The sequence below is a fragment of the Actinoplanes flavus genome, assembly GCF_017592555.1.
GTDB classification, from domain to species: domain Bacteria; phylum Actinomycetota; class Actinomycetes; order Mycobacteriales; family Micromonosporaceae; genus Actinoplanes; species Actinoplanes flavus.
In genome coordinates this window covers 312,600-337,233 of record NZ_JAGFNS010000003.1, presented here as the reverse complement: position 1 = coordinate 337,233, position 24,634 = coordinate 312,600, and the positions used below count along the sequence as shown (strand labels likewise).

Sequence of the window (24,634 nt, the reverse complement as noted above, 5' to 3'; positions counted from 1 at the left end):
TATATACGCCCCGGCGGGGGGGGGTGGCCCCGGTTCCGGGCCCCACCCCACAGGCGTCTCCACTTTCCTCCACGCACCCGTCCCGATCGCCTCGGGCGCGGGTGTTTTCGTACCCGCGGCGCCCGATGTCGGAAACCGGACCGGGTTGATCATGCGCTTGGCCCTCCACTCCGCTCCACCGCCTGTGAACAGGGATTTCGTCCGCGAAAAGGCCTCGCGAGCGATCGCTTTCGGGTTGCAGGTGGAGGGAAGTGGAGTAGAGTGGGGCCCAGTGGCAGGGGCGGAGGAGCGCAGCCGGACCTGCCGGCCCGAGTTGACAGGCGGTCCACTCCCTCCGCGAAGGAGCGGGCGCCACGGCAAAGGGGTGGGGGCCGATGTTTCTCGGCACGCACACTCCGCGCCTCGACGAGAAGGGCCGGCTGATCCTCCCGGCGAAGTTCCGTGATGAGCTGGCGGGAGGTGTCGTGATCACGAAAGGGCAGGAGCGCTGTCTTTACGTGTTCCCGATGCCGGAGTTCCAGCGCATCGCCGGCCAACTCCGTGAGGCGCCGGTGACGAACAAGGCGGCCCGGGCGTACAGCCGGGTGTTCTTCGCCAGCGCGCACGACGAGGTGCCTGACAAGCAAGGCAGAGTCACGATTCCTGCCCATTTGCGGGAGTATGCCAGCCTTGGTCGCGACCTGGTGGTGATCGGTGCGAGCACCCGGGTCGAGATCTGGGACAAGCAGTCCTGGGACGACTACCTCTCGGCGAGCGAGGAAGAGTTCGCCGGCATCGAGGAGGGGGTGCTGCCCGGCGGACTGTAGGGCGTGGCACTCGGTGGGCCGCTGGTTCGGCCCGGATCGTCCGAGGGTTGTTCACGACCTTCCGTGAGTAGCGGATCGGGTGACGGCGAGTCCGTCGTGAACAAATCCTCGATGCCGCCGTACTGCGAGATCTCCAGCCGCTCCCGCTCCTGGCGCCTCTTCCCCGGCGCCAGGCGTGTGTCCGCCAGCCGGTTCGCCGGCACGGACAGAGCGGATGGGGATCTGGCGGTACGGAGGGCGGGCCGGGCCGGAACGGCAGTAACTGAACAACCGGGTGAGACGCGGACGGGTAAGGCAATTGGGGGGCGACATGGGGGAGCCGCGGGGCACACACGTGCCGGTGCTGCTCGAGCGCTGCGTTGAACTGCTCGCTCCCGCTCTGGAGTTGCCGGGTGCCGTCCACGTCGATTTCACGCTGGGTCTGGGCGGGCACGCCGAAGCGGTCCTGGAGCGGTTTCCGGACGTGGTCCTGGTCGGGCTGGACCGGGACACCGAGGCGCTGGCGCACGCACGGCACCGCCTGATCCGGTTCGGTGACCGGGCGCGCCTGGTGCACGCCGTCTACGACGAGCTGCCCCGGGTTCTCGCGGAGCTGGACATCCCGGCGATCCACAGCGGACTGTTCGATCTCGGGGTGTCCTCGTTGCAGCTGGACGAGGCGGACCGCGGGTTCGCGTACGCGCAGGACGCCCCACTGGACATGCGGATGGACCAGTCCCGCGGGGTGACCGCCGAGGAGATCGTCAACGAGTACGCGCCGGGTGAGCTGGTGCGCATCCTGCGGCAGTACGGCGAGGAGAAGTTCGCGCCGCGGATCGTGTCGTCGATCGTGCGGGAGCGGGCGAAGGCCCGGATCACGTCGACCGCTCGTCTGGCCGAGCTGGTGAAGGACTCCATCCCGGCCGCCGCGCGGCGAACGGGTGGAAATCCGGCAAAAAGGACTTTTCAGGCACTACGCATTGAGGTGAACGGCGAGCTGGAAGTGCTCGAGCGAGCGGTTCCTGCTGCCTTGGACGTGTTGGCGCCCCAGGGGCGTCTTGTGGTGATGAGTTATCAATCGTTGGAGGACCGGATCGTCAAGCGCGAACTCACCGCGAGGTCGCGCAGTACCGGGCCGGTCGACCTTCCGGTCGAGCTGCCCGGGACCGGTCCGAGTCTGCGGCTGCTGACCCGTGGGTCCGAGCCGCCCAGCGAGGCGGAGGTGGCGGCGAACCCGAGGGCGGCCTCGGTGAAGCTGCGCGCCGTGGAACGGATCGACGAGCAGGAGCAGAGCCGGAAGCACAACCAGGCAGTCGGGGCGGTCCGCGAACGGCCCCGGATGTCTACAACTCGCGGGGGACGAGGGCGGTTACGCCCGGGGGCGAACGAGGAAGAGGGGGAGGGACGAGCATGAGCGAGCGATCCGACGCGCCGCGGTCGGGGGGCCGATCGGCGCAGCCGCGCGACAAAGCCGGGGTGAGCCGCGATGCCGAGACCGGAAGCAGCGGTGTGCGGGGGGCACGCCGGTCCGGTCGTTCCGACACGCGCCGGTCAGGGATCCGGGGCCGGGAGGCGGCCGAGCCCGCGTCGGTCGACGGAGCCACCGCGCTGAACATCGAGGTGACCGGCGACACGCCGCCGATCACGGGCCGCACCCGGCTGTGGGTCGCGCCGCCGCTGCCGATCCGCGCGCCGCGGGCCACCTTCGCGGCGACCGTGATCGCCGTGGTCCTGGTCGGTGTGGTCGGCATCCTGCTGATCAACACCAAGACCGTGGAGCGGTCCTTCCGGCTCGACGCGCTCCGCAAGGAGAAGGTCGCGCTCGACAAGCAGCAGCAGGAGCTGGACCGGCAGTTGGTCGAGAAGTCCGGCCCGGGCAACCTGGCCGCGGCGGCCCGGCGGCTCGGCCTGGTGCCGGCCGAGGCGCCCGCGGTGATCTGGCTGCCGGAGGGCACCATCGTCCGGACGCCGGTGCCGGGCCGGGGCGACCGGCCGGTGACCGCCTCCGACGACCTGAGCCGGGCGGGCACGCCGTCCGCGGGGACCGGGGAGTAGGCCGGCATGACGCCGAGAAACGAGGACGAGGCACCGCGCCGGGGCAAGCAGCCCCGGCGCGGTTCGTCACGTGACCTGCCGGGCGACGAGCAGCCCGACGACCCCCGGGAGGGCCGGCGCGGGTTCTCCAGCATCGGGGAGGCGCGGGCGTACACCCCGCGCGGCCGGACCGTGGCCGAGCGGGGGCGGGTGCCACGTACCGGGGGCCGCAACGCCGACCCGTTCCGGCCGGCGTTGCAGGTGCTCGACGGGGGCGAGAGCGGCCAGCGGACCCGTGGCCGCGGCCGCCCGGCCGAGCAGCCGCCGGCACCCCGCGAGAAGGCCGCCGACAAATCCCGCGAGAAGGCCGCCGACAAGCCCCGGGCCGCCGACAAACCCCGCGAGAAGAGCGCCGGCAAACCCCGGGAACGCCAGCCGGAGCGGCGTGGACGCGAGACGCCCGGCCGTACCGGAAAAGGGGGATCCGGACCACGACGGACCGTGACCAGCAGGCCGAAGCCGGTCCCGTCGGAGCCGCCGAAGCTCGCCAACAGCACCCGCCGGCTGCGGCTCGGCACCGTGCTCGCGCTGTCGTTGTTCGTCACCATCGGGGTCCGTCTCGTGGTGCTCCAGGTGGCGACCTCCCCGGAGGAGGCCGAGAGCCTGCTCAAGCTGCGGGAGAACCGGCTCAGCACGGTGGCGCTGCCGGCGCCGCGCGGCAGCATCCTGGACCGGGACCGCCACGTGCTCGCGCACAGCGTGGAGGCGCGCTACGTCTACGTCGACCCGGAGAACGAGGAACTGCGGAAGAACGTGGCCGCCATCGCGGCCAAGCTGGCGCCGCTGCTCGGCATCCGGCAGTCCGAGCTGCTCGAGGACATGGGCCGCAAGCAGGTGCTCGGCAAGTGGCTGAAGTTCCGCTACCTGGCCCGTGGCGTGCCGGTCGCGGTGGCCGACGCGATCGAGGAGCTGGACCTGCCGGGGATCTACACGCACTCCGATGAGCGGCGTGACGTGCCCGGCCGGGACCTCGCGGCGAACCTGATCGGCTTCACCGGCGACGACCACCACGGCCTCGAGGGGCTGGAGGCGCGCTACGACGATCTGCTGCACGGCACCGACGGCAAGCGGGTCTTCGAGGTCGGCACCGGCAAGAAGCTGAACCTGCCGATCCCGAGCGGATTCCAGCAGGAGACCCCGGCCCGGCCGGGCAGCTCGTTGCAGCTCACCATCGACCAGGACCTCCAGTACCAGGTGCAGCGGGTGCTCAACACGGCCGGCCGCAAGCAGAACGCGACGGTGGGCAGCGCCGTGGTGCTGGACATCCAGACCGGCGAGGTGCTGGCCCAGGCCAGCTACCCGCCCTACAACGCCGCGGACGCCGAGAAGTACGACGCCGACGAGCGGATCGACGCGGCCAGCAGCATCGTGACCGACCCGGGGTCGAGCCACAAGGCGTTCATCTTCGGCGCCGCCCTCCAGGAGGGCCTGATCAAGGCGGACGAGCTCATCGAGATCGGTCCGGCGATCAAGAAGGGCGACACCAAGTTCGAGGACACCCATCCGCAGAAGACCGGCACCCGGATGACCCTGCCGGGGCTGATGGCCTACTCGTCGAACGTCGGCACCATCCTGATCGCGGACCGGCTCGGCAAGGAGAAGGTCTACGAGTACCAGCGGAAGTTCGGGCTGGGCCGGGCCACCGGCGAGGGGATGCCCGGCGAGGCCGAGGGTGAGCTGCTCAAGCCGGAGGACTGGAGCGGGTCCTCGTACGGCTCCGTGCCGATCGGCCACAGCGTCTCGGCGACCCTGATCCAGATGGCGGCCGGGTTCGCGGCCATCGCGAACGACGGTGTCTACATCCAGCCGCACCTGATCAAGGCGACCATCTCCGGCGAGGACGGCGAGGTGACCCCGGCCGCCGCGCCGGAGACGCACCGGGTGCTGGACGCCGACGTGGCCCGCCAGCTGCGCCTGATCATGGAGGCCGTGGTCGACGTCGACGGTGGCACCGGTGGCGCGGCCGCGGTCCAGGGCTACCGGGTGGCGGGCAAGACCGGCACCGGCAAGATGCTCATCGACGGCCAGTACACCAGCCACAACGCCAGTTCCTTCATCGGCATGGCGCCGGCCGACAACCCGCGGTACGTGATCGGCGTGTCGATGGACGTACGGGAGGGTGGCGGCGGTGACGTGGCGGCCCCGGCGTTCAGCGAGATGATGAATTACACCCTTCTTCATAACCATGTGCCACCGTCCGGTAGCAAGGCGCCGAACTTCAAGATCAAGGAGTGAAGCGGGTCGCATGGCGTTGACAGCAAGCCCCCGGGTACGGGGTAGGGTCTGACGCCGTGTCCGGCATTCCACGTCCCGAGACCGTCACGCCGTGCCTGTTGAGGCGGCTGGCGGAGCTGATACCGGCAGAGCTGACCGGCGGTGACGTCCCGGTCACCGGCGTCACCCACAGCAGCGGCGCGGTGCGTCCTGGTGATCTCTACGCGGCCCTGCCCGGCGCCAACCGGCACGGCGCGGAGTTCATCGCGGACGCCGCCCGGTCCGGTGCGGTGGCCGTCCTGACCGACCCGGCCGGTCTGCCCGCCGCGCTCGCCGCGGGGCTTCCCGCGCTCGTCGCCGCCGACCCGCGGGCGGTGCTCGGCGCCGCGTCGGCGGCGATCTACGGGGAGCCGTCCCGGCGGCTCACCATGATCGGCGTGACCGGCACGGCCGGGAAGACCTCCACGTCGTACCTGGTCGAGTCCGGGCTGCGGGCCGCCGGGCTGGTGACCGGTCTGGTCGGCACGGTGGAGACCCGGCTCGGCGACCTGGTGGTCAAGAGCGTCCGCACCACCCCGGAGGCCACCGACCTGCAGGCGGTGCTCGCCGCTTCCCTGGAGCACGGCGTCCAGGCCGTGGTCATGGAGGTCTCCAGCCACGCGCTGGTGATGGGCCGGGCCGACGGGATCCGGTTCGCCGCCGCCGGGTACACCAACTTCGGCCAGGACCACCTGGACTTCCACCCGACCTCGGAGGAGTACTTCGCGGCCAAGGCGCGGCTCTTCGACGGCCGGTCCGCGGTGGCGGTGCTCAACCACGACGACCCGGCCGTGATGGGCCTGTTCCGCGAGGGGACGATCACCTACTCGGCGGCCGGGGACACCGCGGCCACCTGGTGGGCCTCCGACGTGCGGCCGTCCGCGTTCGGCCAGCGGTTCACGGCACACGGCCCGGACGGCCTGACCGTCGCGACCGGGGTGGCGCTGCCCGGCCTGCACAACGTGGCGAACGCGCTGCTCGCGCTGGCCCTGCTGGTCGCCGTCGGGATCGACCCGGCGGTCGCGGGCGAGGGCATCGCGGCCTGCCGGGGCGTGCCCGGCCGTCTGGAGCAGGTCGAGGCGCCCGGTGAGGTCCTCGGCGTCGTGGACTACGCCCACAAGCCGAACGCCATCGTGGCGGCGCTGGCCGCGCTGCGCGAGCTGGCCACGGCGCGCGGTGGGCGGCTGATCTGCGTGATCGGCGCCGGCGGCGACCGGGACAAGGGCAAGCGGCCGCTGATGGGCGCGGCCGCGGCGCACGGCGCCGACCTGGTGATCATCACCGATGACAATCCCAGGACCGAAGACCCGGCATCCGTACGCCACGCGGTGCGCGCGGGCGCGGAGGAGGCGTCCACCGCCGCCAAGGTCATCGAGGTGGCCGGACGGCGGGCCGCGATCGACGAGGCGGTCCGGCAGGCCGTCGCCGGTGACGTGATCGCGGTGCTCGGCAAGGGCAACGAACAGGGCCAGGAGGTGAACGGTCAGGTGCTGCCGTTCGACGACCGGATCGAGCTCGCCCAGGCGCTGGAGGCGCACGCATGATTCCGCTCTCGCTCGGCGAGATCGCCTCGATCACCGGTGGCCGGGTGGCCGGCGGCGACCCGTCGGTGATCGTGACCGGCCCGGTCGAGTACGACTCCCGCAAGATCGGCCCGGGTGGCCTGTTCGTGGCGTTCGCCGGGGAGAAGGTGGACGGCCACGACTTCGCGGGCGTCGCGATCGAGCGGGGCGCCGCCGCGGTCCTGGGCTCCCGGGACACCGGCGTGCCCGGGGTCGTGGTCGAGGACCCGCTGGCCGCCCTGGCCGCCCTCGCCCGGGTGGTGGTCGCCCGGCTGGACAAGCTGACCGTGGTGGGCCTGACCGGGTCGTCCGGCAAGACCACCACCAAGGACTACATCGGCCAGCTGCTGTCCCGGCTCGGGCCGACGGTGGCGCCGGCCGGGTCGCTCAACAACGAGCTCGGCTTTCCGTACACGGTGTTGCAGGCGACCGACCAGACCCGGTTCCTGGTGCTGGAGATGGGCGCCCGCGGGATCGGGCACCTCCGCTATCTGACCGAGATCGCCCAGCCGTCGATCGGTGTGGTGCTGAACGTGGGCGCCGCCCACATCGGCGAGTTCGGTTCGGTGGAGGGCACCGCGCAGGCCAAGGGTGAGCTGGTCGAGGCACTGCCGGAGTCCGGGACCGCGATCCTGAACGCGGACGATCCGCTGGTGGCCGGCATGGCCGCGCGGACGTCGGCGCGAGTCGTCATGGTCGGTTCGAAGGGTGATCTGACCGCTACTGATGTCGTCGTGGACGCGGTGGGCCGGGCCTCCTACACTCTCGTTTCCGGCCAGAGATCCGGGCACGTCCGGCTTTCGGTGGCGGGGGAGCATCAGGTGGCCAACACACTCGCGGCGGGCGCCGTGGCGCTGGCCGCCGGCATGGCCTTCGACGACCTGGTCGCGGCGCTCGGCGAGGTCGGCATCGTGTCCGGCCGCCGGATGGACGTCTTCACCCGTCCCGACGGGATCGTCGTCATCGACGACTCCTACAACGCCAACCCCTCGTCGACCTCGGCCGCGCTGCGGGCGCTGGCGTCGATGGGTTCCGGAAAGCGCACCACCGCCGTGCTCGGCTACATGGCCGAGCTCGGCGAGTTCGAGGTGTCCGGACACGCCGAGGTGGGGCGGCTCGCCGCCGAGCTGGGCGTGGACCGGTTGATCGTGGTGGCCGGCGAGGCCCGTCCGATCCTGGACGGCGCGACCGGCGTGGCCGGGTGGCGGGGCACGGGGCACTTCGCCGCCGACCAGGCCGCCGCGATCGAGATTCTGCGCCAGGACCCGCACGCCGACGACGTCGTGCTGGTCAAGGGTTCCCGGTACCGCACATGGGACGTCGCCGACTGGCTGCGGCGCCCCGAGGAGGTTCAGCCCACGTGAGGGCAGTCATCGTCGCGGCCGCGGTCGCCTTTCTCATCTCGCTCTTCGGCACCCCGATCGCGATCCGGGTCTTCTCGGCGCTCAAGGCCGGTCAGCCGATCCGCTCCATCGGCCCGCAGACCCACCTGGGCAAGCGGGGCACCCCGACGATGGGCGGCGTGGCGTTCATCCTCGCCACCGTCCTGGCGTACGTGGCCGGGCACGTGGCACTGACCACGCTCCCGGAGCGGCAGATCGCCCAGGAGAAGCCGACCATGACCGCGCTGGTCCTGCTCGGCGTCTTCGTCTTCTGTGGCGCGGTCGGCTTCATGGACGACTTCCTCAAGGTGCGCAAGCGCAACTCGGACGGTCTCAGCGCCAAGGGCAAGCTGCTCGGCCAGTTGCTGATCGGCACCGGCTTCGGCATCGCGGCCCTGTACTTCCCGAGCACCAACGGGCAGACCGTGGCCAGCGAGCGGATCTCCTTCATCCGGGACGTGAGCTGGCTGGACGTCGGCAAGGTCGGTTCGGTCATGGTGTTCGTCTTCGTCATCATGGCGATGTCGAACGGCGTGAACCTCACCGACGGCCTGGACGGCCTGGCCACCGGCGCCTCGATCCTGGTGCTCGGCGCGTACTCGCTGATCGGGTTCTGGCAGTACCGGCACTGGTGCGGTGACAACGACTACGTCGGTCAGGCGGGTTCGCTCACCGCCCAGCACTGTTATCAGGTCCGGGATCCCCTCGAGATCGCGATGATCGCGGCGGCGGCCGCGGCGGCCTGTGTCGGCTTCCTCTGGTGGAACACCAACCCGGCCCGGATCTTCATGGGCGACACCGGCGCGCTGGCGCTGGGCGGCCTGATCGGCGGTCTCGCGGTGGCCACCCGGACCACCCTGCTGTCGGTCATCATCGGCGGCCTCTTCGTGATCATCACGATGTCCGTGGTCATCCAGATCATCTCGTTCAAGACCACCGGCAAGCGGGTCTTCCGGATGTCGCCGTTGCAGCACCACTTCGAGCTGGCCGGCTGGAGCGAGGTCAACATCGTGGTGCGGTTCTGGATCATCGCGGGCATCTGCGCCGCCATCGGTCTGGGCCTGTTCTACAGCGACCACCTGGCGGTCATGGGATAGATCTCCGCGCGACACGCCATCGACGTGACGCGGCGGAATGTGGACATCGGACGAAGATGGGGGTATGGCGGACGACCGTATCCAGAAAGCGGCCCGCCCGTCACTGAGCCGGCAGCTGCTGCCCGCGGTGCACGGGCTGCTGGCCAGACCCCTGTCGTCGTACTACCTGCTGATCTCCAGCTGCACCCTGCTGCTGCTGATCGGCCTCACCATGGTCTTCTCGGCGACGTCCGTGAAGGCGTACGCCGAGAAGGGCAACGCCTTCACGGACATCAGCAGCCAGGCGGTGTACGCGCTGCTCGGCCTGGTCGCCTTCTGGATCTGCCAGCGGCTGCCCGCGGTCACCTTGCGGGTGCTCGGCCGGGGCCTGCTCGTCGTCTCGGTCCTTCTGCTCGCCCTCCTCGCCGCGATGATCGCGCTGGCCTCGCTGGGGGTGCTGAGCCGGAACGCCGACGGCGACCCGATGCTCGGCCCGCTCGTGGCCCACTTGAACTGGCTGTACTTCGGCCCGGTCAGCATGCAGCCGGGCGAGCTGGCCAAACTGGCCATGGTGTTGTGGGGCGCCGACGTGATCGCCCGCAAGGGCCCGGCGCTCGGCCACTGGCGGGAGCTGGCCATGCCGCTGTTCCCGGTGATCGGCCTGCTGTTCGTCCTGGTCGGCTACAACGACCTGGGCACCATGCTGGTGCTGCTGGCGCTGATCGTCGGCCTGCTCTGGGCGGCCGGCGTCCGGCTGCGGATCTTCGGCGCCCTGGGCGTGCTGGGCCTGGCCGGTGTCGGCCTGCTGATCGCGGCCGCCTCCCGGGGCGCCGGATCCGGCTCGGCGGACGCGGAGAACTACCGGTGGCGCCGGCTGACCGCCTTCATGGAGCCGCTGGAGAACTGCGACACCACCTCCGAGGCCGGGCGCTGGTGCTATCAGCTCATCCAGGGCCGGTCGGCGATCTTCGAGGGCGGCTGGTTCGGGGTCGGCCTGGGCAAGAGCGCGCTCAAGTGGGGGTACGTGCCGGAGGCCGGCAACGACTTCATCTTCGCGATCGTGGCCGAGGAACTGGGCGTCGTCGGCTGCGGTGTGGTGCTGGTGCTGCTGTCGGTGCTGGCGTACACCGGCTTCCGGATCGCCCGCCGGGTGAACGACCCGTTCCGCCGTCTCGCGGCCACCGCGATCACCACCTGGCTGGTCGCCCAGGCCGTGATCAACATGGGTGGCGTGGTGAAGCTGCTGCCCATCACCGGCCTTCCGCTACCGTTCATCTCCGCAGGTGGCAGTGCCCTGATCGTCACTATGGCGGCGATCGGCATGCTGGCGTCCTTCGCCCGTGCGGAACCGGACGCGTCACGTGCCCTGAACGCCCGTCCGACGCCGCGATGGGTGCGGCTAGTCTGGGCCCCGCTGCCGCCGCTCCCCCCGCCGCGGCGGCCGGGACAGCAGCGCCCGCCGGCCCAGAAGAAGGCCGGCCGGGCACCCGAAACCTCGGGGGGCGGAAGGAGACGGTGATGGGTCCGCTGCGGTCGGTCGTTCTCGCCGGAGGAGGCACCGGTGGGCACATCTATCCGCTGCTCGCCTTCGCCGATGCTCTGCGGCGCCACTTCCCCCAGATTCGGATCACCACGCTGGGCAGCCCCAAGGGCATGGAGAACCAGCTGATCCCGGCCGCCGGCTACGATCTGCGGTCCATCCCGGCGTTCCAGCTGCCCCGGTCACTCAACCTCGACCTGCTGCGCACCCCGGACCGGATGTACCGGTCCGCCCACGCGGCCGGCGAGATCATCGACGAGGTGCAGGCCGAGGTGGTGGTCGGCTTCGGGGGGTACGTGTCGGTGCCCGCCTACCTGGCCGCCTGGCGCCGGGAGCTGCCCATCGTGATCCACGAGGTGAACGTTCCGCCGGGCGTGGCCAACCGGATGGGCATGAAGTTCACCAAGCGCGTCGCCGTCGGGTTCCCGCATCAGCTGGAGCAGGCCGAGGCGCTGCGCAACGCCCGGCTGGTCGGCGTGCCGCTGCGCACCGGGATCACCCACATGGACCGGCCGGCGCTGCGCCCCCAGGCCCTCTACCACTTCGGACTGCGGCCGGACCTGCCGGTGCTCTTCGTCTCCGGGGGTTCCTCCGGCGCCCGTACCATCAACCTGGCCGTGGCCGCCGCGGCCAAACGCCTGGCCCACGCCGGCATCCAGGTGCTGCACGTGCAGGGCGGGCGCAACGACCCGTTCGAGGTGCCGAACGACCTGCCGGTGCCCTATGTCGTCGTGCCCTACCTGTCGGACATGCAGCTCGGCTACGCTGCCGCCGACCTGATGCTCTGCCGGGGAGGTGCGATCACGGTGGCCGAGACGACCGCGCTCGGCATGCCGGCGATCTACGTGCCGTACCCGTTCAGCAACCAGGAGCAGCGCCGCAACGCGCTGCCGGTGGTGGAGGCGGGCGGTGGCCTGCTGGTGGACAACAGCGAGCTGACGCCGGACTGGATCGAGCGCAACATCGTCCCGCTGGCGCGGGACCGGCAGCGGCTGGCCCAGATGGGCACGGCGGCGGCGGGTTACGGCCGGCGTGACGGTGACGAGCAGCTCCTGCGCTTCGTTCTGGAAGCGGTGAGCTGATGCTGCGGATTGAGGGAGTGGAACTGTGAACACGGCGGAGCTGACGCCGGCCGGTGAGATGACCGCCGAGGACCTGGGCAGCGTGCACCTGATCGGGATCGGCGGTGTCGGCATGGCCGGCCTGGCCCGGCTCCTGCTGACCCGGGGCGTGCCGGTCTCCGGCAGCGAGCTGCGGGAGTGGCCGGCCCTGGCCGCCCTGCGGGCGCTCGGCGGCACGGTGCACATGGCACACGAGCCGTCCAACCTGGACGGCGTGGACACCGTGGTCTACTCGACCGCGATCCCGCGGGACCACGTGGAGCTGGTCGAGGCGCGCCGCCGCGGGCTGCGCGTGCTGCACCGCTCCGAGGCGCTGGCCGCGGCGATGACCAACCGGCAGACCATCGCGGTGGCCGGCACCCACGGCAAGACCACCACCACGTCGATCATGACGGTGATCCTGCAGCACGCCGGGCACGACCCGTCGTTCGTGATCGGCGGCGAGATGTCGGCCGCCGGGTCGAACGGGCACCACGGCACCGGGCCGCACTTCGTGGCCGAGGCGGACGAGCACGACCGCTCGTTCCTCATCTACCGGCCGCATGTCGCGATCATCACCAACATCGAGGGCGACCACCTCAACAACTGGGGTGACCTGGAGACGCTGAAGGCCGGGTTCCTCGAGTTCGGCTCGCTGGCCGACGGGTTCGTGGTGACCTGCGCCGACGGGCCGGGCACCGAGGAGCTGATCGCCGGGCTGAAGGCGGCCGGGAAGACCGTCTACACGTACGGCGAGTCGGCCGGCGCGGACCTGCGGATCTTCGACGTCGTCTCGTCGGTGAGCGGGGTCCGCTACTCCGCCGAGCTGGACGGTGTGCCGCTCGGCGAGTTCAAGCTGGCGCTGCCCGGCACGCACATGGGCCTGAACAGCGCGGCCACCGTGCTCACCGCCCTGAAGCTGGGACTGCCGCTGGACAAGGTGGCCGAGGCGCTGGAGTCGTTCCCGGGGGTCCGGCGGCGGTTCGAGCGCAAGGGCATCGCGGCGGGCGTGCGGGTGTACGACGAGTACGCGTACCACCCGACCTCGGTGAAGGCCGCGCTCCGGACGCTGCGGGAGGTGGCCGGGGACGGCCGCCTGCTCGTGGTGTTCCAGCCGTACCGGGTGTACCGGACCCGGGACCTGGAGGCCGAGCTGGCCGACGGGCTCCAGGTGGCCGACGAGGTGATCTGCATGGAGGTGTTCGGTCCGGGCGAGACCCGCGGCCCGGGTGAGGGCGGCCGGGCGCTGACCGCGGCGATCGACCTGCCCGACGAGCACAAGGTCTTCGTGCCGGACTGGCAGGACGTGCCGGCCGAGGTGGTCCGGCGCAGCCGTCCGGGCGACGTGGTGGTGACCATGGGCGCGCCGCCGATCTCGCTGATGGGCGACGAACTGCTGGCCGCGCTCGCCGAGGCGGACCAGCAGCCGGACCTGGCCCGGTAGTTCCGGTGGCGGGCGGGGGCACGCGCAACTGGCGGCTGGTCCGGGCGGACACCGACGCCGTGCCGCCGTCGGCACGGCGGTTCATGGCCCGCGCCCGGGAGCGGCGCCTGCGTGCCGCCATGCCCTGGCTGACCGGGGCCGGCGTCGTGCTGTTGGCCGGTGGCCTGGCCTGGGTGGTCTACGGCACCTCGCTGTTCGGGGTGCGGGAGGTCCGGGTGGTGGGCGCCCAGGTGCTCACCACCGAGCAGGTGCGGGCCGCCGCCGCGGTGGAGCCGGACCGCCCGCTGGCCCGGGTCGACCTGGACGCGGTGGCCGCCGCGGTGCGCGGTCTGGCCCCGGTGGACCGGGTGCTGGTCACCCGCAGCTGGCCGTCGACCGTGGAGATTCAGCTGGTGGAGCGCACCCCGGTGGCCGCGGTGCCGGCCGGGGAGCAGTTCCTGCTGATCGACGACGAGGGTGTGCCGTTCCGTGCGGTCGCCACGCCGAAGGGCCTGCCGCTGGCCCGGGTGGCGACGCCGGGCCGCAACGACGAGAACACCGGCTCGGCGCTGACCGTGCTGGCCGCGCTCAGCGACGAACTGCGCGAGCAACTGGTGGCGATCTCGGTGGCCTCGCCGGTGCAGATCCGGCTGGAGCTGCGCAAGGGCCGGGTGGTCATCTGGGGTGACGACACCGCGAGCAAGCAGAAGAGCATCGTGGCCACCGCGCTGCTGCGGGAGAGGGGCGACGAGATCGACGTGAGTGCCCCGTCGGTGGTGACCATTCGCTAGGCATGCTGATAAACGGACAAAGCATCACGAACGCAATAAATGGTTCAAGGTTACGGGTCAGTCGGATACTCACCACGTAAGCGGACGCGACACGCCGCTCCGGGTCTTTGGCTGAGGCCGCATGTCCGCATACGTTGCCCCGAGAGGTTCGAATGGTTGACATAACTCTGAACCTCTAGTAGAGGGTGAGGGTTTCCTCGCCCTCCCTTGTACGGCAGCGGATGTCGAAGTGCGGTTCCCAAGACCGCAGGGGCCCTCGACGTCCGCCAACCCTGGAAGGGATGGCTGAGCCCGATGACACCTCCACACAACTACCTTGCGGTCATCAAGGTCGTCGGCATCGGCGGCGGCGGCGTGAACGCTGTGAACCGCATGATCGAGGTTGGGCTCAAGGGCGTGGAGTTCATCGCCATCAACACGGACGCACAGGCCCTGTTGATGAGCGACGCCGACGTCAAGCTCGACGTCGGCCGGGAACTGACCCGTGGCCTGGGCGCCGGCGCGCAGCCCGAGGTCGGCAAGAACGCCGCCGAGGACCACCGCGACGAGATCGAGGAGGTGCTCAAGGGCGCCGACATGGTCTTCGTCACCTGCGGCGAGGGCGGCGGCACCGGAACCGGTGGCGCGCCCGTGGTCGCCAACATCGCCCGCAAGCTGGGTGCGCTCACCATCGGCGTGGTGACCCGCCCGTTCAACTTCGAGGGCAAGCGCCGCCAGGTGCAGGCCGAGGCCGGCATCGACGAGCTGCGCAACCAGTGCGACACCCTGATCGTGATCCCGAACGACCGGCTGCTCGCCCTGGGCGACCGCGGGATCAGCATGATGGACGCGTTCCGTCAGGCCGACCAGGTGCTGCTCTCCGGTGTGCAGGGCATTACCGACCTGATCACCACCCCCGGTCTGATCAACCTGGACTTCGCCGACGTCAAGAGCGTGATGAGCAACGCCGGCAGCGCGCTCATGGGCATCGGCAGCGCGCGCGGTGACAACCGCGCGGTCGAGGCGGCCGAGAAGGCGATCTCCAGCCCGCTGCTGGAGCAGAGCATGGACGGCGCCCGCGGCGTTCTGCTCTCCATCGCCGGTGGCTCCGACCTGGGCCTCTTCGAGATCAACGACGCGGCCCAGCTGGTCACCGACGCGGCCCACCCGGACGCGAACATCATCTTCGGCGCGGTCATCGACGACGCCCTCGGCGACGAGGTGCGGGTCACCGTGATCGCGGCCGGCTTCGACGCCGGCTCGCCCGCCTACAAGCCGGCCGAGCCGACGCGCAAGGTGCCGGCCCCGACGCCGGGGGGAGCCTCGCTGCCGCCGGTCCCGCCGCCGGTCACCCCGCCGCCGGCGAGCACCCCGCCGCCGCGCAGCCGGGTGCTCTTCGACGACGTGGACGTGCCGGACTTCCTGAAGAACGGCTCCTGAAGCGCGCCCTCTCCCGTACCTCCAAGAAGGTTGAACCTTGACCGACCCCGGACGGCGCGCTGAGCTCGCCGCCTCTCTCGAACAGGTGCGGGAGCGCATCGCGCGTGCCTGCGTGGCGGCCGGAAGGCCGCCCGGGGCGGTCACGCTGACCGCGGTGACCAAGACCTACCCGGCGAGCGACGTCCTGTTGCTCGCCGGGCTCGGCGTCACCGACGTCGGCGAGAACCGCGATCAGGAGGCGGCCGCCAAGGCGGCCGAGGTGAGCGCGGCGGGAGCGCACCTGCGCTGGCACTTCGTCGGCCAGCTGCAACGCAACAAGGTCAGATCAGTGACCGGGTACGCGGACGTGGTCGAGTCCGTGGACTCGGTCCGTCTGGTCGCGGCCCTGGCGAAGGCGGCCGTGGAGCGGGAGACACCGCTGGAGGTGCTCGTCCAGGTGAGCCTGGACGGCGACCCGGCACGCGGGGGCGTGACCGAAGACGATCTCTGGCGGGTATCCGACGCGGTGGCCTCGTCCCCGGGCCTGCGGCTCGGCGGCGTGATGGCCGTCGCGCCGCTCGGCGAGGACCCCGGCGCGGCCTTCGCCCGGCTGGCCGTTCTCGCAGGCCGGATGGCCTCCGAACACCCCGGGGCGACGACCGTCTCAGCGGGGATGAGCGGCGATCTGGAGGCCGCCGTCCGGCACGGGGCGACACACGTACGGATCGGTACATCTTTACTCGGGATGCGAAACTCGCTGCGGTAGCCTTGCCGCGGGCAGCAAACTACACAGGTGTTGTTTTACGCGACCTGTCGCGGGTCATGATCCACACCGCGGCCGGTGCGTCCGACGACGCGGCGTCGCAACGGGTCGTGGGTCCGAATCGGACCCGGGTTTCGGCTCGTGAGGGGGGACGCGGCACGCCAGGGGGCGCGGGCCGCAACAGCGGACGGAGGTGGGGGCCATGGGTTCTCGGCAGGGAGTGGCGGCATGAACGACCGGAGGGAGTTTATGCCGCCACCGGCCTGGGCTCTTGACTCCCGAGAGGGGGGTCAGTCATGAGCGGAGGCGCGTTTCGCAAGGCGGGCGTGTGGCTCGGCCTCGTCGAGGAGGACGACGACCGCGGTTACGACGACCGCAACTACCGGGAGAGCTCCTACCGTTCGCGGGAGCGTGAGCGCGACCGCTCCGACCGCTACTCCAGCGACCGCTACTCGGACGAGTTCGCCGAGGACGAGGACGAGGAGGAGCGCGCCGTTCCGCGGGCCCGGTCCGACCGTCGCCCGTCCCGCGCCGACCTCGACCGTCCGTCCCGCGGTGACCACGACCGTTCGTCCCGCGCCGATCTGGACCGCCCGTCCCGCGGGGACCTGGACCGTTCGTCGCGCGCCGACCTGGACCGGGAGGAGAGCGAGCGCCTCGATCGGGCGAGCGTCCGCTCCATCACCCGGCCGTCGGTCGCGCCCGAGCCGTCCGGCGCCCTGACCTACTCCACGCGGGACAACCTGGCCCTCAAGCCGCAGCCCGCGCACCCGGAGCCGGTTCGCCAGCGCCAGGTCGAGGAGGAGCAGCGGTACCAGATCACCACGCTGCACCCGACCACGTACCGGGAGGCGCGCACCATCGGCGAGCACTTCCGTGACGGCGTCCCGGTCATCATCAATCTGACCGAGATGGATGAGTCGGACGCTCGCCGGCTGGTCGACTTCGCCGCCGGGCTGGCCTTCGGCCTGAGGGGTACGATCGAGCGCGTGACCAACCGGGTCTTCCTGCTCTCTCCGGCGAATGTGCAGGTCACCGCGGAGGACAAGGCGAAGATCGCCGAGGGTGGCTTCTTCACCCCGAGCTGATCGACCCGGAATTGATTGACCCGAACGAGGGATCCGCCTGACGTGCTGTCGATCGTGTTCCAGATCCTCTACATATTGCTGTACCTCTTCTTCATGGTGCTGTTGGCCAGGTTCGTGCTGAGCGCGGTGCTCCAGTACGGACGGCGCTGGCAGCCCAGCCGGGGCGCCTCGGCCGCACTCGAAGCCGTGTGGAGCGTCACGGATCCGCCCCTCAACGCGTTGAGGCGTGTGATCCCACCGCTGCGCATTGGTAACGTGAGTTTGGACCTGGCTTCCATCGTGCTGCTGGTTATCCTGTTCGTGCTCATGGACTTCGTATTGGCAAGACTGATCGTGCAATACAGCTAGACAGCAGCCCCAACCGCGGCCGCGACTGACCCGAGGAGTTTCGATGCCGCTGACCCCGGCCGACGTTCATAACGTCGCCTTCAAGAAGCCCCCGATCGGCAAGCGGGGGTATGACGAGGAGGAGGTCGACGCCTTCCTGGACGAGGTGGAGCGCGAGCTCGCCCGTCTGATCGAGGAGAACAACGAGCTTCGTGCCCAGGTCGAGCGTGGTGGCCGGGGCGGCGCTCCCGCCGGTCCCGCGGCAGACCCCCGCCTGGCGGCCGAGCTCAACGAGCTGAAGGCGCAGCTGGACCGTGTCCAGCGTGACAAGACCGCGGCCGAGCAGGCCGCCCGGCAGATGCAGGCCGAGCTGGAGCAGGTCCGTGCGCAGGGCCCCGGCGCCGGTGCCGGCGCCACCGGCGCGGACGGCGAGCAGCAGGCCCTGCGCGTGCTGATGATGGCGCAGCGCACCGCCGACGACCACGTGGCCGACGCCCGCCGCGAGGCCGACAAGCTTCTCTCCGACGCCCGCTCCAAGGCGGAGGAGGTCACCCGTGAGGCCCGGGCCAAGGCCGACGCCCTCGAGCGCGACGCTCGCCAGCGCCACCAGGAGGCCATGGGCGGCCTGGACGCGAAGCGGACCGCGCTGCAGAAGCACATCGAGGAGCTGAAGCAGTTCGAGCGGGAGTACCGCACCCGCCTCAAGGCGTACCTGGAGAGCCAGCTCCGCGACCTGGACGGCCGCGGTCAGGGCCTCGAGGCCGAGCTGACCCGCGCCGACTCCAACCGGGCCGTGGGTGGATCGGGCGGTCTCGCCGCAGCCGGTCTCGCCGGATCGTACGGCGGCCGGACCAACTCCATCGAATCGGGTCGCTGACACAGCCCCCCGCACCGCGACGAGGATGAGCCATGATCGTTGCTAGTCTCCTGCTCATCCCCGTCGCGGTTCTGTTTCTCGCGCTAGGGCTGGTCAACGGCTCGAGCAGCCTTCTCATAGCCTCGATCGTGGTCAGCCTGCTGGCCGCGGTCGCTCTCGTCATCGGGACCCGGCAGGCCGCTACCCGGCGAGCGGCCAGGGACGCCTCCGCGGTGCCGCCGCGCCCCGTCCGCCGAGATCCCGAGTTCGGCGAACCGGTGCCGCCGGCTTCCGCCGCCACCAACGCTAGCGATTCTGCCCCCGAGCCGGTGGGCGCCGCAGGCGAATCCCGCAGCTATGACGAGCCCGATCCGGCCGATGTGGACGAGGCCGTGCCGGCGGGAGCCACTCATCCGGGTGACGTCGGGGAGCCCGCCGGGCCCGCTCCCGCAGACTATGCCGATTCTGACTCCGCGGCGGATTCCACCCCGGATCCCGAGGACGTCCCCCCGCCCGCCGGGGAGTCCGACGAACAGGCGTGGCGTCCGGCCCCGGCCGAGACCGCTGTGGAGCAACCGGACGAGTTCGACGAACCGGACGCCGACGACCCCGACGACGAGCCGCTGCCCCAGTCGGTGCGGCCGGCCGACGCGGTGCTGGTCGCGCGGTTCGACACCGAGGTGCTGGTGGTGGACGGCCGGCCTCGCTACCACATGGCGGACTGTCCGCATCTGGTCGGCCGGCTGACCGAGCCGCTGCCGGTGAACGAGGCGGTCGAGCTGGGGTTCAGCCCGTGTGGTCTCTGCCGGCCGGTGGACCGGCTGGTGGCCACCGTGGCCCACCAGCGTTGAGGGGCCCGGCCGGTGTCTCGGTGCCGGTGCGGGTGCGTCCCGGCGCCGGCCGGACCCGGGTGGGCGGCCGTTACGAGGGCCCGCACGGTCCGGCCCTGATCATCGCGGTGGGTGCGCCCGCGGTGGACGGCAAGGCCACCGAGGCGGTGCGCCGGGCGCTCGCGACCGCACTGGGCGTGCGCGCCGCCGAGGTCTCCCTGCGGCTCGGGGCGACCAGCCGGGACAAGGTCTTCACCGTGACGGCGCCGGCGGAGGAGTGGGAGGGGCGGCTCGCCGATCTGCGCGACGACAACAGGTGATCTTTCCGTCACGGTGGGTGTATCGTCGGTTATCCGACGCCTCTGTGCGCGCTTCGTGGCCGTTTGTCGTTTCCGCGATTCGCGCCGGGTTGTCGGGATACTTCACGTTCCGTATCCTTGCCAACCTCACCGAGTGCGCGGCCGCCCCTGTCAGCCGCGCCGTTTGTGCAGGTGGGGCAAGATCTACCGCGGCCGTCGCGGTGGCACGGGGACCAGACAAGGGGACAGACGGCACGGCCCGGCGAGCCGGCGCCGCCGGAGTTCCGCAGAGCTGACCGCCGCGCCACGCGCGGCCGAGGGAGCGACGATGGCCAAGGCAACCGACATCCGGCCCGGTTCGACCGGTACGTCCGCCGCTGAGCGCAACCGCAGTGCCGCCGAGACCGAGGAGATCCGGGCGGCGCTGGTCGCGCGGCGTGACGAGCTGCAGGCCGAGTACGATCAGGCGCTCAGTGAGATCACCGAGTTGCAGCGCGAGCGGCTCGCCGACTCGGCCGGGGACGACCAGGCCGACACCGGCACCAAGACGTTCGAGCGGGAGCAGGAGATCACGCTGGCCAACAACCTGCTCGAGCGGATCACACAGGTCGAACGTGCGATCGATCGCCTCGGGTCGGGCAACTACGGTTGGTGTGAGCGGTGCGGCACCCAGATCCCGGTCGAGCGGCTGGCTGCGTTCCCCTCCGCCACCCTCTGTGTCTCGTGCAAGCAGTTGGAGGAACGACGCTGAACGCCGACGAAAAGGCCGCGCCGGGGTTCGCACCCCGCGCGGTCGCCGTCCTGGCCGTCACCACGGCGGTCGCCGTGGCGGTCGACCAGTGGGTCAAGCACCTCTCCACCGAGAACCTGGATCCCCACGAGCCGGTTCGCCTCTTCGGTGGCCTGATCTACCTGTCGCTGCTGCGCAACAGCGGAGCGGCGTTCAGCTTCGGCAGCGGATACACCTGGGTCTTCCCGCTGATCACCCTGGTCGTCGTCGGGGTGATCGTGTGGCTCGCCACGAAGCTGCGCTCGGTGCCGTGGGCGGTGTCGCTCGGCCTGGTGCTGGGCGGCGCCCTGGGCAACCTGACCGACCGCCTGTTCCGTGCGCCCGGCCCGTTCCAGGGTCACGTGGTCGACATGATCAGCGTCTTCGCTCCGTACGGGGAGAGGTTCGCGGTCTTCAACATCGCCGACAGCTGCCTCACCGTCGGGGTCTGCCTCGCCGTGCTGCTGGAACTGACCGGCCGCCAGCGTGACGGCAGCCGGATCACCAAGGAGAAGCCGGTGGCGGGCACCCAGACGGAGGAGAAGGCGTGAGCGGGCAGCGTTCCCTTCCGGTCCCGGACGGGCTCCACGGGATGCGGCTGGACCAGGCCGTCTCCCGGCTCTTCGGGCTCTCCCGCACGGCCGCGGCCACCCTCGTGGAGGCCGGTGACGCGCTGGTCGACGGCGTGCCCCGGCCCAAGTCGGAGAAGGTGGTCGCCGGCTCCTGGCTGGAGGTGACCCTGCCGTCCCCGGTGGCCGCGCCCGCGATGGTCGCCGAGCCGGTGCACGGCCTCGGCATCATCTACAGCGACGACGACATCGTGGTGGTGGACAAGCCGGTCGGCGTGGCCGCCCACCCGAGCCCCGGCTGGACCGGCCCGACCGTGGTCAGCGGCCTGGCCGCGATGGGGCAGAACGTCGCGACCAGCGGAGCCGCCGAGCGGCAGGGCATCGTGCACCGGCTCGACGTGGGCACCACCGGCCTCATGGTGGTGGCCAAGAGCGAGACGGCGTACAGCGTCCTGAAACGCGCCTTCAAGGAGCGCGAGGTGGAGAAGCGGTACCACGCGGTGGTCCAGGGGCACCTCGACCCGCTGCGGGGCACCATCGACGCCCCGATCGACCGGCACCCGACGGCCGACTACAAGTTCGCCGTCATGTCCGGTGGCAAGCCGAGCGTCACCCACTACGACACGGTCGAGGCCTTCCGCTCGGCCAGCCTGGTGGACGTGCGGCTGGAGACCGGGCGGACGCATCAGATCCGGGTGCACTTCTCGGCGATGCGGCACCCGTGTGTGGGCGACCTGACGTACGGGGCCGATCCGACCCTGGCGGCCCGCCTCAAACTGGACCGGCAGTGGCTGCATGCACGGGAGCTGGCGTTCGCACACCCCCGTACGCACGATGAGGTCCGCTTCGTCAGCGACTACCCTGCTGACCTGAAATACGCGCTGGACGTCCTCCAGGACGCCGGCTGACCGTCGGGAGCATCGCCGTGGACCGCGCGCACCGCATGCGGGCAGTCCTCGTCCGGTTCGGGGGCGCCTCGCTCCGGTTGCAGATCATGACCGGAGCGGCGCTGGCGGCTATCGTCGCGCTGGTGCTCGCGGTGTTCTGGGCCGACCGGGAGCCACCGGCCGGCACCGACCCCGGTGAGGTGCTGCGCGTCGGCGTGGTCGAGGGCCAGTCGGTGGGTGGCTACCTGGCGGCGTCCCGCGACGAGCTGGCGCGGCTCACCGACCCGTCCGCCGCGGTCGCCGGGGACACCTGGGCGCTGGTGGCCTTCCGGCGCTACGCGGCGCCCGCCGGGCTGGCCGATCTGCTGTCCGGGGCGCAGGTGGCGCAGGTGTACACGCGGGTGCCGCTGACCGGCTCGCGGACCGCGGTGAACCGGATCCCGGTCTACCGGCTGCCCGATGACGTGACCGCCGGGATGAACGCGGCGGCCGTCTCCCGGGAACGCGAGCGCGCCGACTATCAGCGGCTCGGCCGGGCGCTGACCGGTGAGGGGCGCAACGAGATGCGGTTGCGGGCGGCCTACGAGAGCGCCGCCCGGATCGCCGCCGAGGAGGCCTCGGCCTACCGGGCCGGATGCGAGTGCGTGTTCGCGGCGGTGGTGCGCGGCACCCCGGCCGCGCTCGGCGGGATCGCGGACCGGCCCGGGGTGCGGGTGGTGGACCCGGCTCCCGAGGTGCGCCGGCTGGACCGGACCGAGTTCCGGCCGCCGCGGCCCGAGGAACGGGAGGCGGTGCCGGTGGTCCCGGCGCCGTCGGCCACGCCATCCGGGAATCCCGCCGTTGCCCCGGACGCCACCGGACCGTTACCGTCGTCGATCGGGGTCCATGTGACATCCGCCTCACCGGAAAGTTCAGGCCGTACGCCGCCCGCGGCCGTACTGCCTTCCGAGGATCCGGTTGCCGTACCCTCGGCGTCGGACGCGAGTCCTGCTCATGGTGGTCCGGATGTGTCACCGGGAGCATCCACCGGCGATTCCGGCCGTTAGGTTTTCCGTCCGCGCAACGTTCGGGTGGATGCACGTGCACGACCGGGGTTCCGTCATGTGATCAAGAACGACCGGGGGATGGGCGCTCGGCCGGTGGCCCGAATAGGGTTCTCCTCCGTAGCCTGTCAGGGGCGAGACCATCGCCGTGAATGATCGGGTAGGCGCAGAAAGGACGAGCCGTGGACGGGACCGAGACCGGCTGGGGCCGGCCTGCGGAACCAGCCCCGCGCTGGCGGGCGCTGCTCGACCGGGCTCGGCATGGTGGCCGCAGCGAGGAGCCGGAAGAGGCTCCGCAGCAGCCGGAGACGCCCCCGCAGCAGTGGAACCAGCAGCAGCCGAGCCGTGGCTCGGCCGCGGTCGAGCGCCGGCCGTTCAACCCGCTGGACCCGCGGCAGGCCGCGTTCGACGGCCGGCAGCAGGCTCAGCCGCAGCCCGGCGGGTTCGAGCGCCGTGCCCCGGAGCCGCCGGCCGACCCGCAGCGCGCCGTCCCGCAGCGGCCGATCAACCCGCTCGACCCGCGCTGGCAGCGTGGCCGCGAGCAGGAGCAGCACAGCTTCTTCGAGCCGGCGCCGCGCACCCCGCAGCAGCCGCCCCAGCCGCCGGCCGCGCCGCCCGCGCGAGAGTACGGCGCACCCACCGGCTACCCCCAGCAGAACGGCTACCCGCCGCCCGGTAACGGTTACCAGCCCCCGCCGGCCAACGGCTACGCCCCGCCCGCCGGTGCGTACGGGGCGTCGGCCGCCGCGTACCCCCAGGCCCCGGTCGCGCCGCCGCCCGTACCCCCGCAGGCGTCCCCGCCGCCGGCCGCGCCGGTCCGGGCGCCCGCCGCCCCGCCCGCGCCGGTCCGGGCACCGGCCGCTCAGCCGTCGCCGGTCTCGCCGGCGCCCGCCGCCGCCCGGATCGAGTGGCGGCAGAGCCGCACCGAGGACGGCATGGACCGCGCCGTCTCGATCATGCGGCGCAAACTGGGCAAACCCCGGGTGCTGGCGTTCGCCAACCCGAAGGGCGGGGTGCACAAGACCACCGCGACCGTGCTCGCCGCGGCCACCATCGGCAGCGTCCGCGGCCGTGGCGTGCTCGCCTGGGACGACAACGAGCTGCGCGGCACCCTGGGCCTGCGGGCCGGCAGCGCCCGGCACGCCCGGACCATAAAGCACCTGCTCGCCGACCTCATGCGGATCGAGAGCCTGCACGGCGACGCGCTGCTCCAGGAGCTGGACGCCTATCTGCGGCACGCCTCGGACGGCTCCTACGACGTGCTGGCCGGCGAGGAGAACCCACGGTTCGCCCAGCGGCTGGACCAGGCCACCGTGCGGCGGGTGATGGACCTGCTGCGCCGCACCCACGACGTGATCTGCGTCGACACCGGCAACAACGTGGAGAGCGTCAACTGGCAGACCGTGATGCGCTCGGCCGACCAGCTGGTGATCACCACGGTGCCCCGGGAGGACGCCGCCTTCACCGCCGACTGGATGCTCGACGTGCTCGAGGAGAGCGGGATGGGCGACATGGTGTCCAACGCCGTGACGCTCATCTCCTGCCCCTCGGCGGGTCATCTGCCGCTGCTGGAGGACTTCAAGAAGCACTTCGCCACGCGGACCCGCGCGGTCGCCGTGGTGCCCTACGACCCGGCCCTGGAGGTCGGATCCTCGATCGAGTACGGCGACCTGCAACAGGAGACCAGGCAGGCCTGGCTCCGCGCGGCGTCGACCATGCTGGAGCCCTTCGCGGAGTAGGTTTCTGTCGTACGGCGGGGCTAGGCTTCACGGCACCGTTCGGGGAAGAGGGGGTTCCGG

At 71.5% G+C, this 24,634-nt stretch carries 23 protein-coding genes; all 23 read left to right on the top strand.

Features of this window, described 5'->3' with window-relative positions; translation table 11 throughout:
* Nucleotides 1–374: 374 nt before the first annotated feature.
* Nucleotides 375–806: a division/cell wall cluster transcriptional repressor MraZ gene (gene mraZ, locus J5X75_RS06830; RefSeq protein ID WP_208466419.1), complete on the top strand. Its 432-nt coding sequence runs from the start codon at nt 375–377 to the stop codon at nt 804–806.
* Between the two features lie 310 nt (nt 807–1,116).
* Nucleotides 1,117–2,199 carry a 16S rRNA (cytosine(1402)-N(4))-methyltransferase RsmH gene (rsmH, locus tag J5X75_RS06825; protein ID WP_208466418.1) on the top strand — a complete coding sequence of 361 codons (1,083 nt, stop codon included), beginning with the start codon at nt 1,117–1,119 and terminating at the stop codon, nt 2,197–2,199.
* Nucleotides 2,196–2,840 (top strand): cell division protein FtsL, encoded by a 645-nt coding sequence (gene ftsL / locus J5X75_RS06820; protein ID WP_208466417.1) that lies wholly within the window; start codon nt 2,196–2,198, stop codon nt 2,838–2,840. Before rsmH ends, ftsL begins: the two co-directional genes overlap by 4 nt.
* Before the next feature lie 6 nt (nt 2,841–2,846).
* Nucleotides 2,847–5,114: a peptidoglycan D,D-transpeptidase FtsI family protein gene (locus J5X75_RS06815; RefSeq protein WP_208466416.1), complete on the top strand. Its 2,268-nt coding sequence runs from the start codon at nt 2,847–2,849 to the stop codon at nt 5,112–5,114.
* Between the two features lie 56 nt (nt 5,115–5,170).
* A complete protein-coding gene (locus J5X75_RS06810; protein WP_208466415.1) occupies nt 5,171–6,676 on the top strand; it encodes a UDP-N-acetylmuramoyl-L-alanyl-D-glutamate--2,6-diaminopimelate ligase in 1,506 nt (501 codons plus the stop codon).
* Nucleotides 6,673–8,058 carry a UDP-N-acetylmuramoyl-tripeptide--D-alanyl-D-alanine ligase gene (locus J5X75_RS06805; protein ID WP_208466414.1) on the top strand — a complete coding sequence of 462 codons (1,386 nt, stop codon included), beginning with the start codon at nt 6,673–6,675 and terminating at the stop codon, nt 8,056–8,058. Before J5X75_RS06810 ends, J5X75_RS06805 begins: the two co-directional genes overlap by 4 nt.
* The gene (gene mraY, locus J5X75_RS06800) at nt 8,055–9,173 is read left to right on the top strand and encodes a phospho-N-acetylmuramoyl-pentapeptide-transferase (protein WP_208466413.1); all 1,119 of its coding nucleotides are present in this window, start codon (nt 8,055–8,057) and stop codon (nt 9,171–9,173) included. Before J5X75_RS06805 ends, mraY begins: the two co-directional genes overlap by 4 nt.
* Before the next feature lie 64 nt (nt 9,174–9,237).
* Nucleotides 9,238–10,671 carry an FtsW/RodA/SpoVE family cell cycle protein gene (locus J5X75_RS06795; protein WP_208466412.1) on the top strand — a complete coding sequence of 478 codons (1,434 nt, stop codon included), beginning with the start codon at nt 9,238–9,240 and terminating at the stop codon, nt 10,669–10,671.
* Nucleotides 10,671–11,774: an undecaprenyldiphospho-muramoylpentapeptide beta-N-acetylglucosaminyltransferase gene (murG, locus tag J5X75_RS06790; RefSeq protein ID WP_208466411.1), complete on the top strand. Its 1,104-nt coding sequence runs from the start codon at nt 10,671–10,673 to the stop codon at nt 11,772–11,774. Before J5X75_RS06795 ends, murG begins: the two co-directional genes overlap by 1 nt.
* 25 nt (nt 11,775–11,799) lie before the next feature.
* Complete coding sequence (murC, locus tag J5X75_RS06785; RefSeq protein WP_208466410.1) at nt 11,800–13,236, top strand: UDP-N-acetylmuramate--L-alanine ligase; 1,437 nt, start codon at nt 11,800–11,802, stop codon at nt 13,234–13,236.
* A gap of 5 nt (nt 13,237–13,241) precedes the next feature.
* The gene (locus tag J5X75_RS06780; RefSeq protein WP_307797959.1) at nt 13,242–14,006 is read left to right on the top strand and encodes a cell division protein FtsQ/DivIB; all 765 of its coding nucleotides are present in this window, start codon (nt 13,242–13,244) and stop codon (nt 14,004–14,006) included.
* 294 nt (nt 14,007–14,300) lie between these two features.
* Nucleotides 14,301–15,425: a cell division protein FtsZ gene (gene ftsZ / locus J5X75_RS06775; protein WP_208466409.1), complete on the top strand. Its 1,125-nt coding sequence runs from the start codon at nt 14,301–14,303 to the stop codon at nt 15,423–15,425.
* A gap of 37 nt (nt 15,426–15,462) precedes the next feature.
* Nucleotides 15,463–16,170 (top strand): YggS family pyridoxal phosphate-dependent enzyme, encoded by a 708-nt coding sequence (locus J5X75_RS06770; protein WP_208466408.1) that lies wholly within the window; start codon nt 15,463–15,465, stop codon nt 16,168–16,170.
* 293 nt (nt 16,171–16,463) lie between these two features.
* The gene (locus J5X75_RS06765) at nt 16,464–17,255 is read left to right on the top strand and encodes a cell division protein SepF (RefSeq protein WP_208466407.1); all 792 of its coding nucleotides are present in this window, start codon (nt 16,464–16,466) and stop codon (nt 17,253–17,255) included.
* A gap of 42 nt (nt 17,256–17,297) precedes the next feature.
* Nucleotides 17,298–17,603, top strand: a complete 306-nt coding sequence (locus J5X75_RS06760; RefSeq protein ID WP_183217422.1) for a YggT family protein — start codon at nt 17,298–17,300, stop codon at nt 17,601–17,603.
* Nucleotides 17,604–17,646: 43 nt separating this feature from the next.
* Nucleotides 17,647–18,459 carry a DivIVA domain-containing protein gene (locus tag J5X75_RS06755; protein WP_208466406.1) on the top strand — a complete coding sequence of 271 codons (813 nt, stop codon included), beginning with the start codon at nt 17,647–17,649 and terminating at the stop codon, nt 18,457–18,459.
* Between the two features lie 32 nt (nt 18,460–18,491).
* Nucleotides 18,492–19,289, top strand: a complete 798-nt coding sequence (locus J5X75_RS06750) for a hypothetical protein (protein ID WP_208466405.1) — start codon at nt 18,492–18,494, stop codon at nt 19,287–19,289.
* 20 nt (nt 19,290–19,309) lie between these two features.
* Complete coding sequence (locus J5X75_RS06745; protein ID WP_307797958.1) at nt 19,310–19,588, top strand: DUF167 domain-containing protein; 279 nt, start codon at nt 19,310–19,312, stop codon at nt 19,586–19,588.
* 307 nt (nt 19,589–19,895) lie between these two features.
* The gene (locus tag J5X75_RS06740) at nt 19,896–20,318 is read left to right on the top strand and encodes a TraR/DksA family transcriptional regulator (RefSeq protein WP_208466403.1); all 423 of its coding nucleotides are present in this window, start codon (nt 19,896–19,898) and stop codon (nt 20,316–20,318) included.
* Nucleotides 20,315–20,887 carry a signal peptidase II gene (gene lspA, locus J5X75_RS06735; protein ID WP_372450850.1) on the top strand — a complete coding sequence of 191 codons (573 nt, stop codon included), beginning with the start codon at nt 20,315–20,317 and terminating at the stop codon, nt 20,885–20,887. Before J5X75_RS06740 ends, lspA begins: the two co-directional genes overlap by 4 nt.
* 41 nt (nt 20,888–20,928) lie before the next feature.
* Nucleotides 20,929–21,813 (top strand): RluA family pseudouridine synthase, encoded by an 885-nt coding sequence (locus J5X75_RS06730; RefSeq protein WP_238487482.1) that lies wholly within the window; start codon nt 20,929–20,931, stop codon nt 21,811–21,813.
* A 17-nt stretch (nt 21,814–21,830) separates the two neighbouring features.
* Nucleotides 21,831–22,838, top strand: coding sequence for a hypothetical protein (locus J5X75_RS06725; protein WP_208466400.1), 1,008 nt, complete (start codon nt 21,831–21,833; stop codon nt 22,836–22,838).
* 179 nt (nt 22,839–23,017) lie between these two features.
* Nucleotides 23,018–24,574: an AAA family ATPase gene (locus J5X75_RS06720; RefSeq protein ID WP_208466399.1), complete on the top strand. Its 1,557-nt coding sequence runs from the start codon at nt 23,018–23,020 to the stop codon at nt 24,572–24,574.
* Nucleotides 24,575–24,634 lie beyond the last annotated feature (60 nt).

Excerpts from the sequence above, each read along its gene's own strand:
- mraZ (WP_208466419.1), top strand. The coding sequence starts at position 375 with ATGTTTCTCGGCACGCACACTCCGCGCCTCGACGAGAAGGGCCGGCTG.
- rsmH (WP_208466418.1), top strand. The coding sequence starts at position 1,117 with ATGGGGGAGCCGCGGGGCACACACGTGCCGGTGCTGCTCGAGCGCTGC.
- ftsL (WP_208466417.1), top strand. The coding sequence starts at position 2,196 with ATGAGCGAGCGATCCGACGCGCCGCGGTCGGGGGGCCGATCGGCGCAG.
- J5X75_RS06815 (WP_208466416.1), top strand. The coding sequence starts at position 2,847 with ATGACGCCGAGAAACGAGGACGAGGCACCGCGCCGGGGCAAGCAGCCC.
- J5X75_RS06805 (WP_208466414.1), top strand. The coding sequence starts at position 6,673 with ATGATTCCGCTCTCGCTCGGCGAGATCGCCTCGATCACCGGTGGCCGG.
- J5X75_RS06795 (WP_208466412.1), top strand. The coding sequence starts at position 9,238 with ATGGCGGACGACCGTATCCAGAAAGCGGCCCGCCCGTCACTGAGCCGG.
- murG (WP_208466411.1), top strand. The coding sequence starts at position 10,671 with ATGGGTCCGCTGCGGTCGGTCGTTCTCGCCGGAGGAGGCACCGGTGGG.
- ftsZ (WP_208466409.1), top strand. The coding sequence starts at position 14,301 with ATGACACCTCCACACAACTACCTTGCGGTCATCAAGGTCGTCGGCATC.
- J5X75_RS06765 (WP_208466407.1), top strand. The coding sequence starts at position 16,464 with ATGAGCGGAGGCGCGTTTCGCAAGGCGGGCGTGTGGCTCGGCCTCGTC.
- J5X75_RS06755 (WP_208466406.1), top strand. The coding sequence starts at position 17,647 with ATGCCGCTGACCCCGGCCGACGTTCATAACGTCGCCTTCAAGAAGCCC.
- J5X75_RS06750 (WP_208466405.1), top strand. The coding sequence starts at position 18,492 with ATGATCGTTGCTAGTCTCCTGCTCATCCCCGTCGCGGTTCTGTTTCTC.
- J5X75_RS06740 (WP_208466403.1), top strand. The coding sequence starts at position 19,896 with ATGGCCAAGGCAACCGACATCCGGCCCGGTTCGACCGGTACGTCCGCC.
- J5X75_RS06730 (WP_238487482.1), top strand. The coding sequence starts at position 20,929 with ATGCGGCTGGACCAGGCCGTCTCCCGGCTCTTCGGGCTCTCCCGCACG.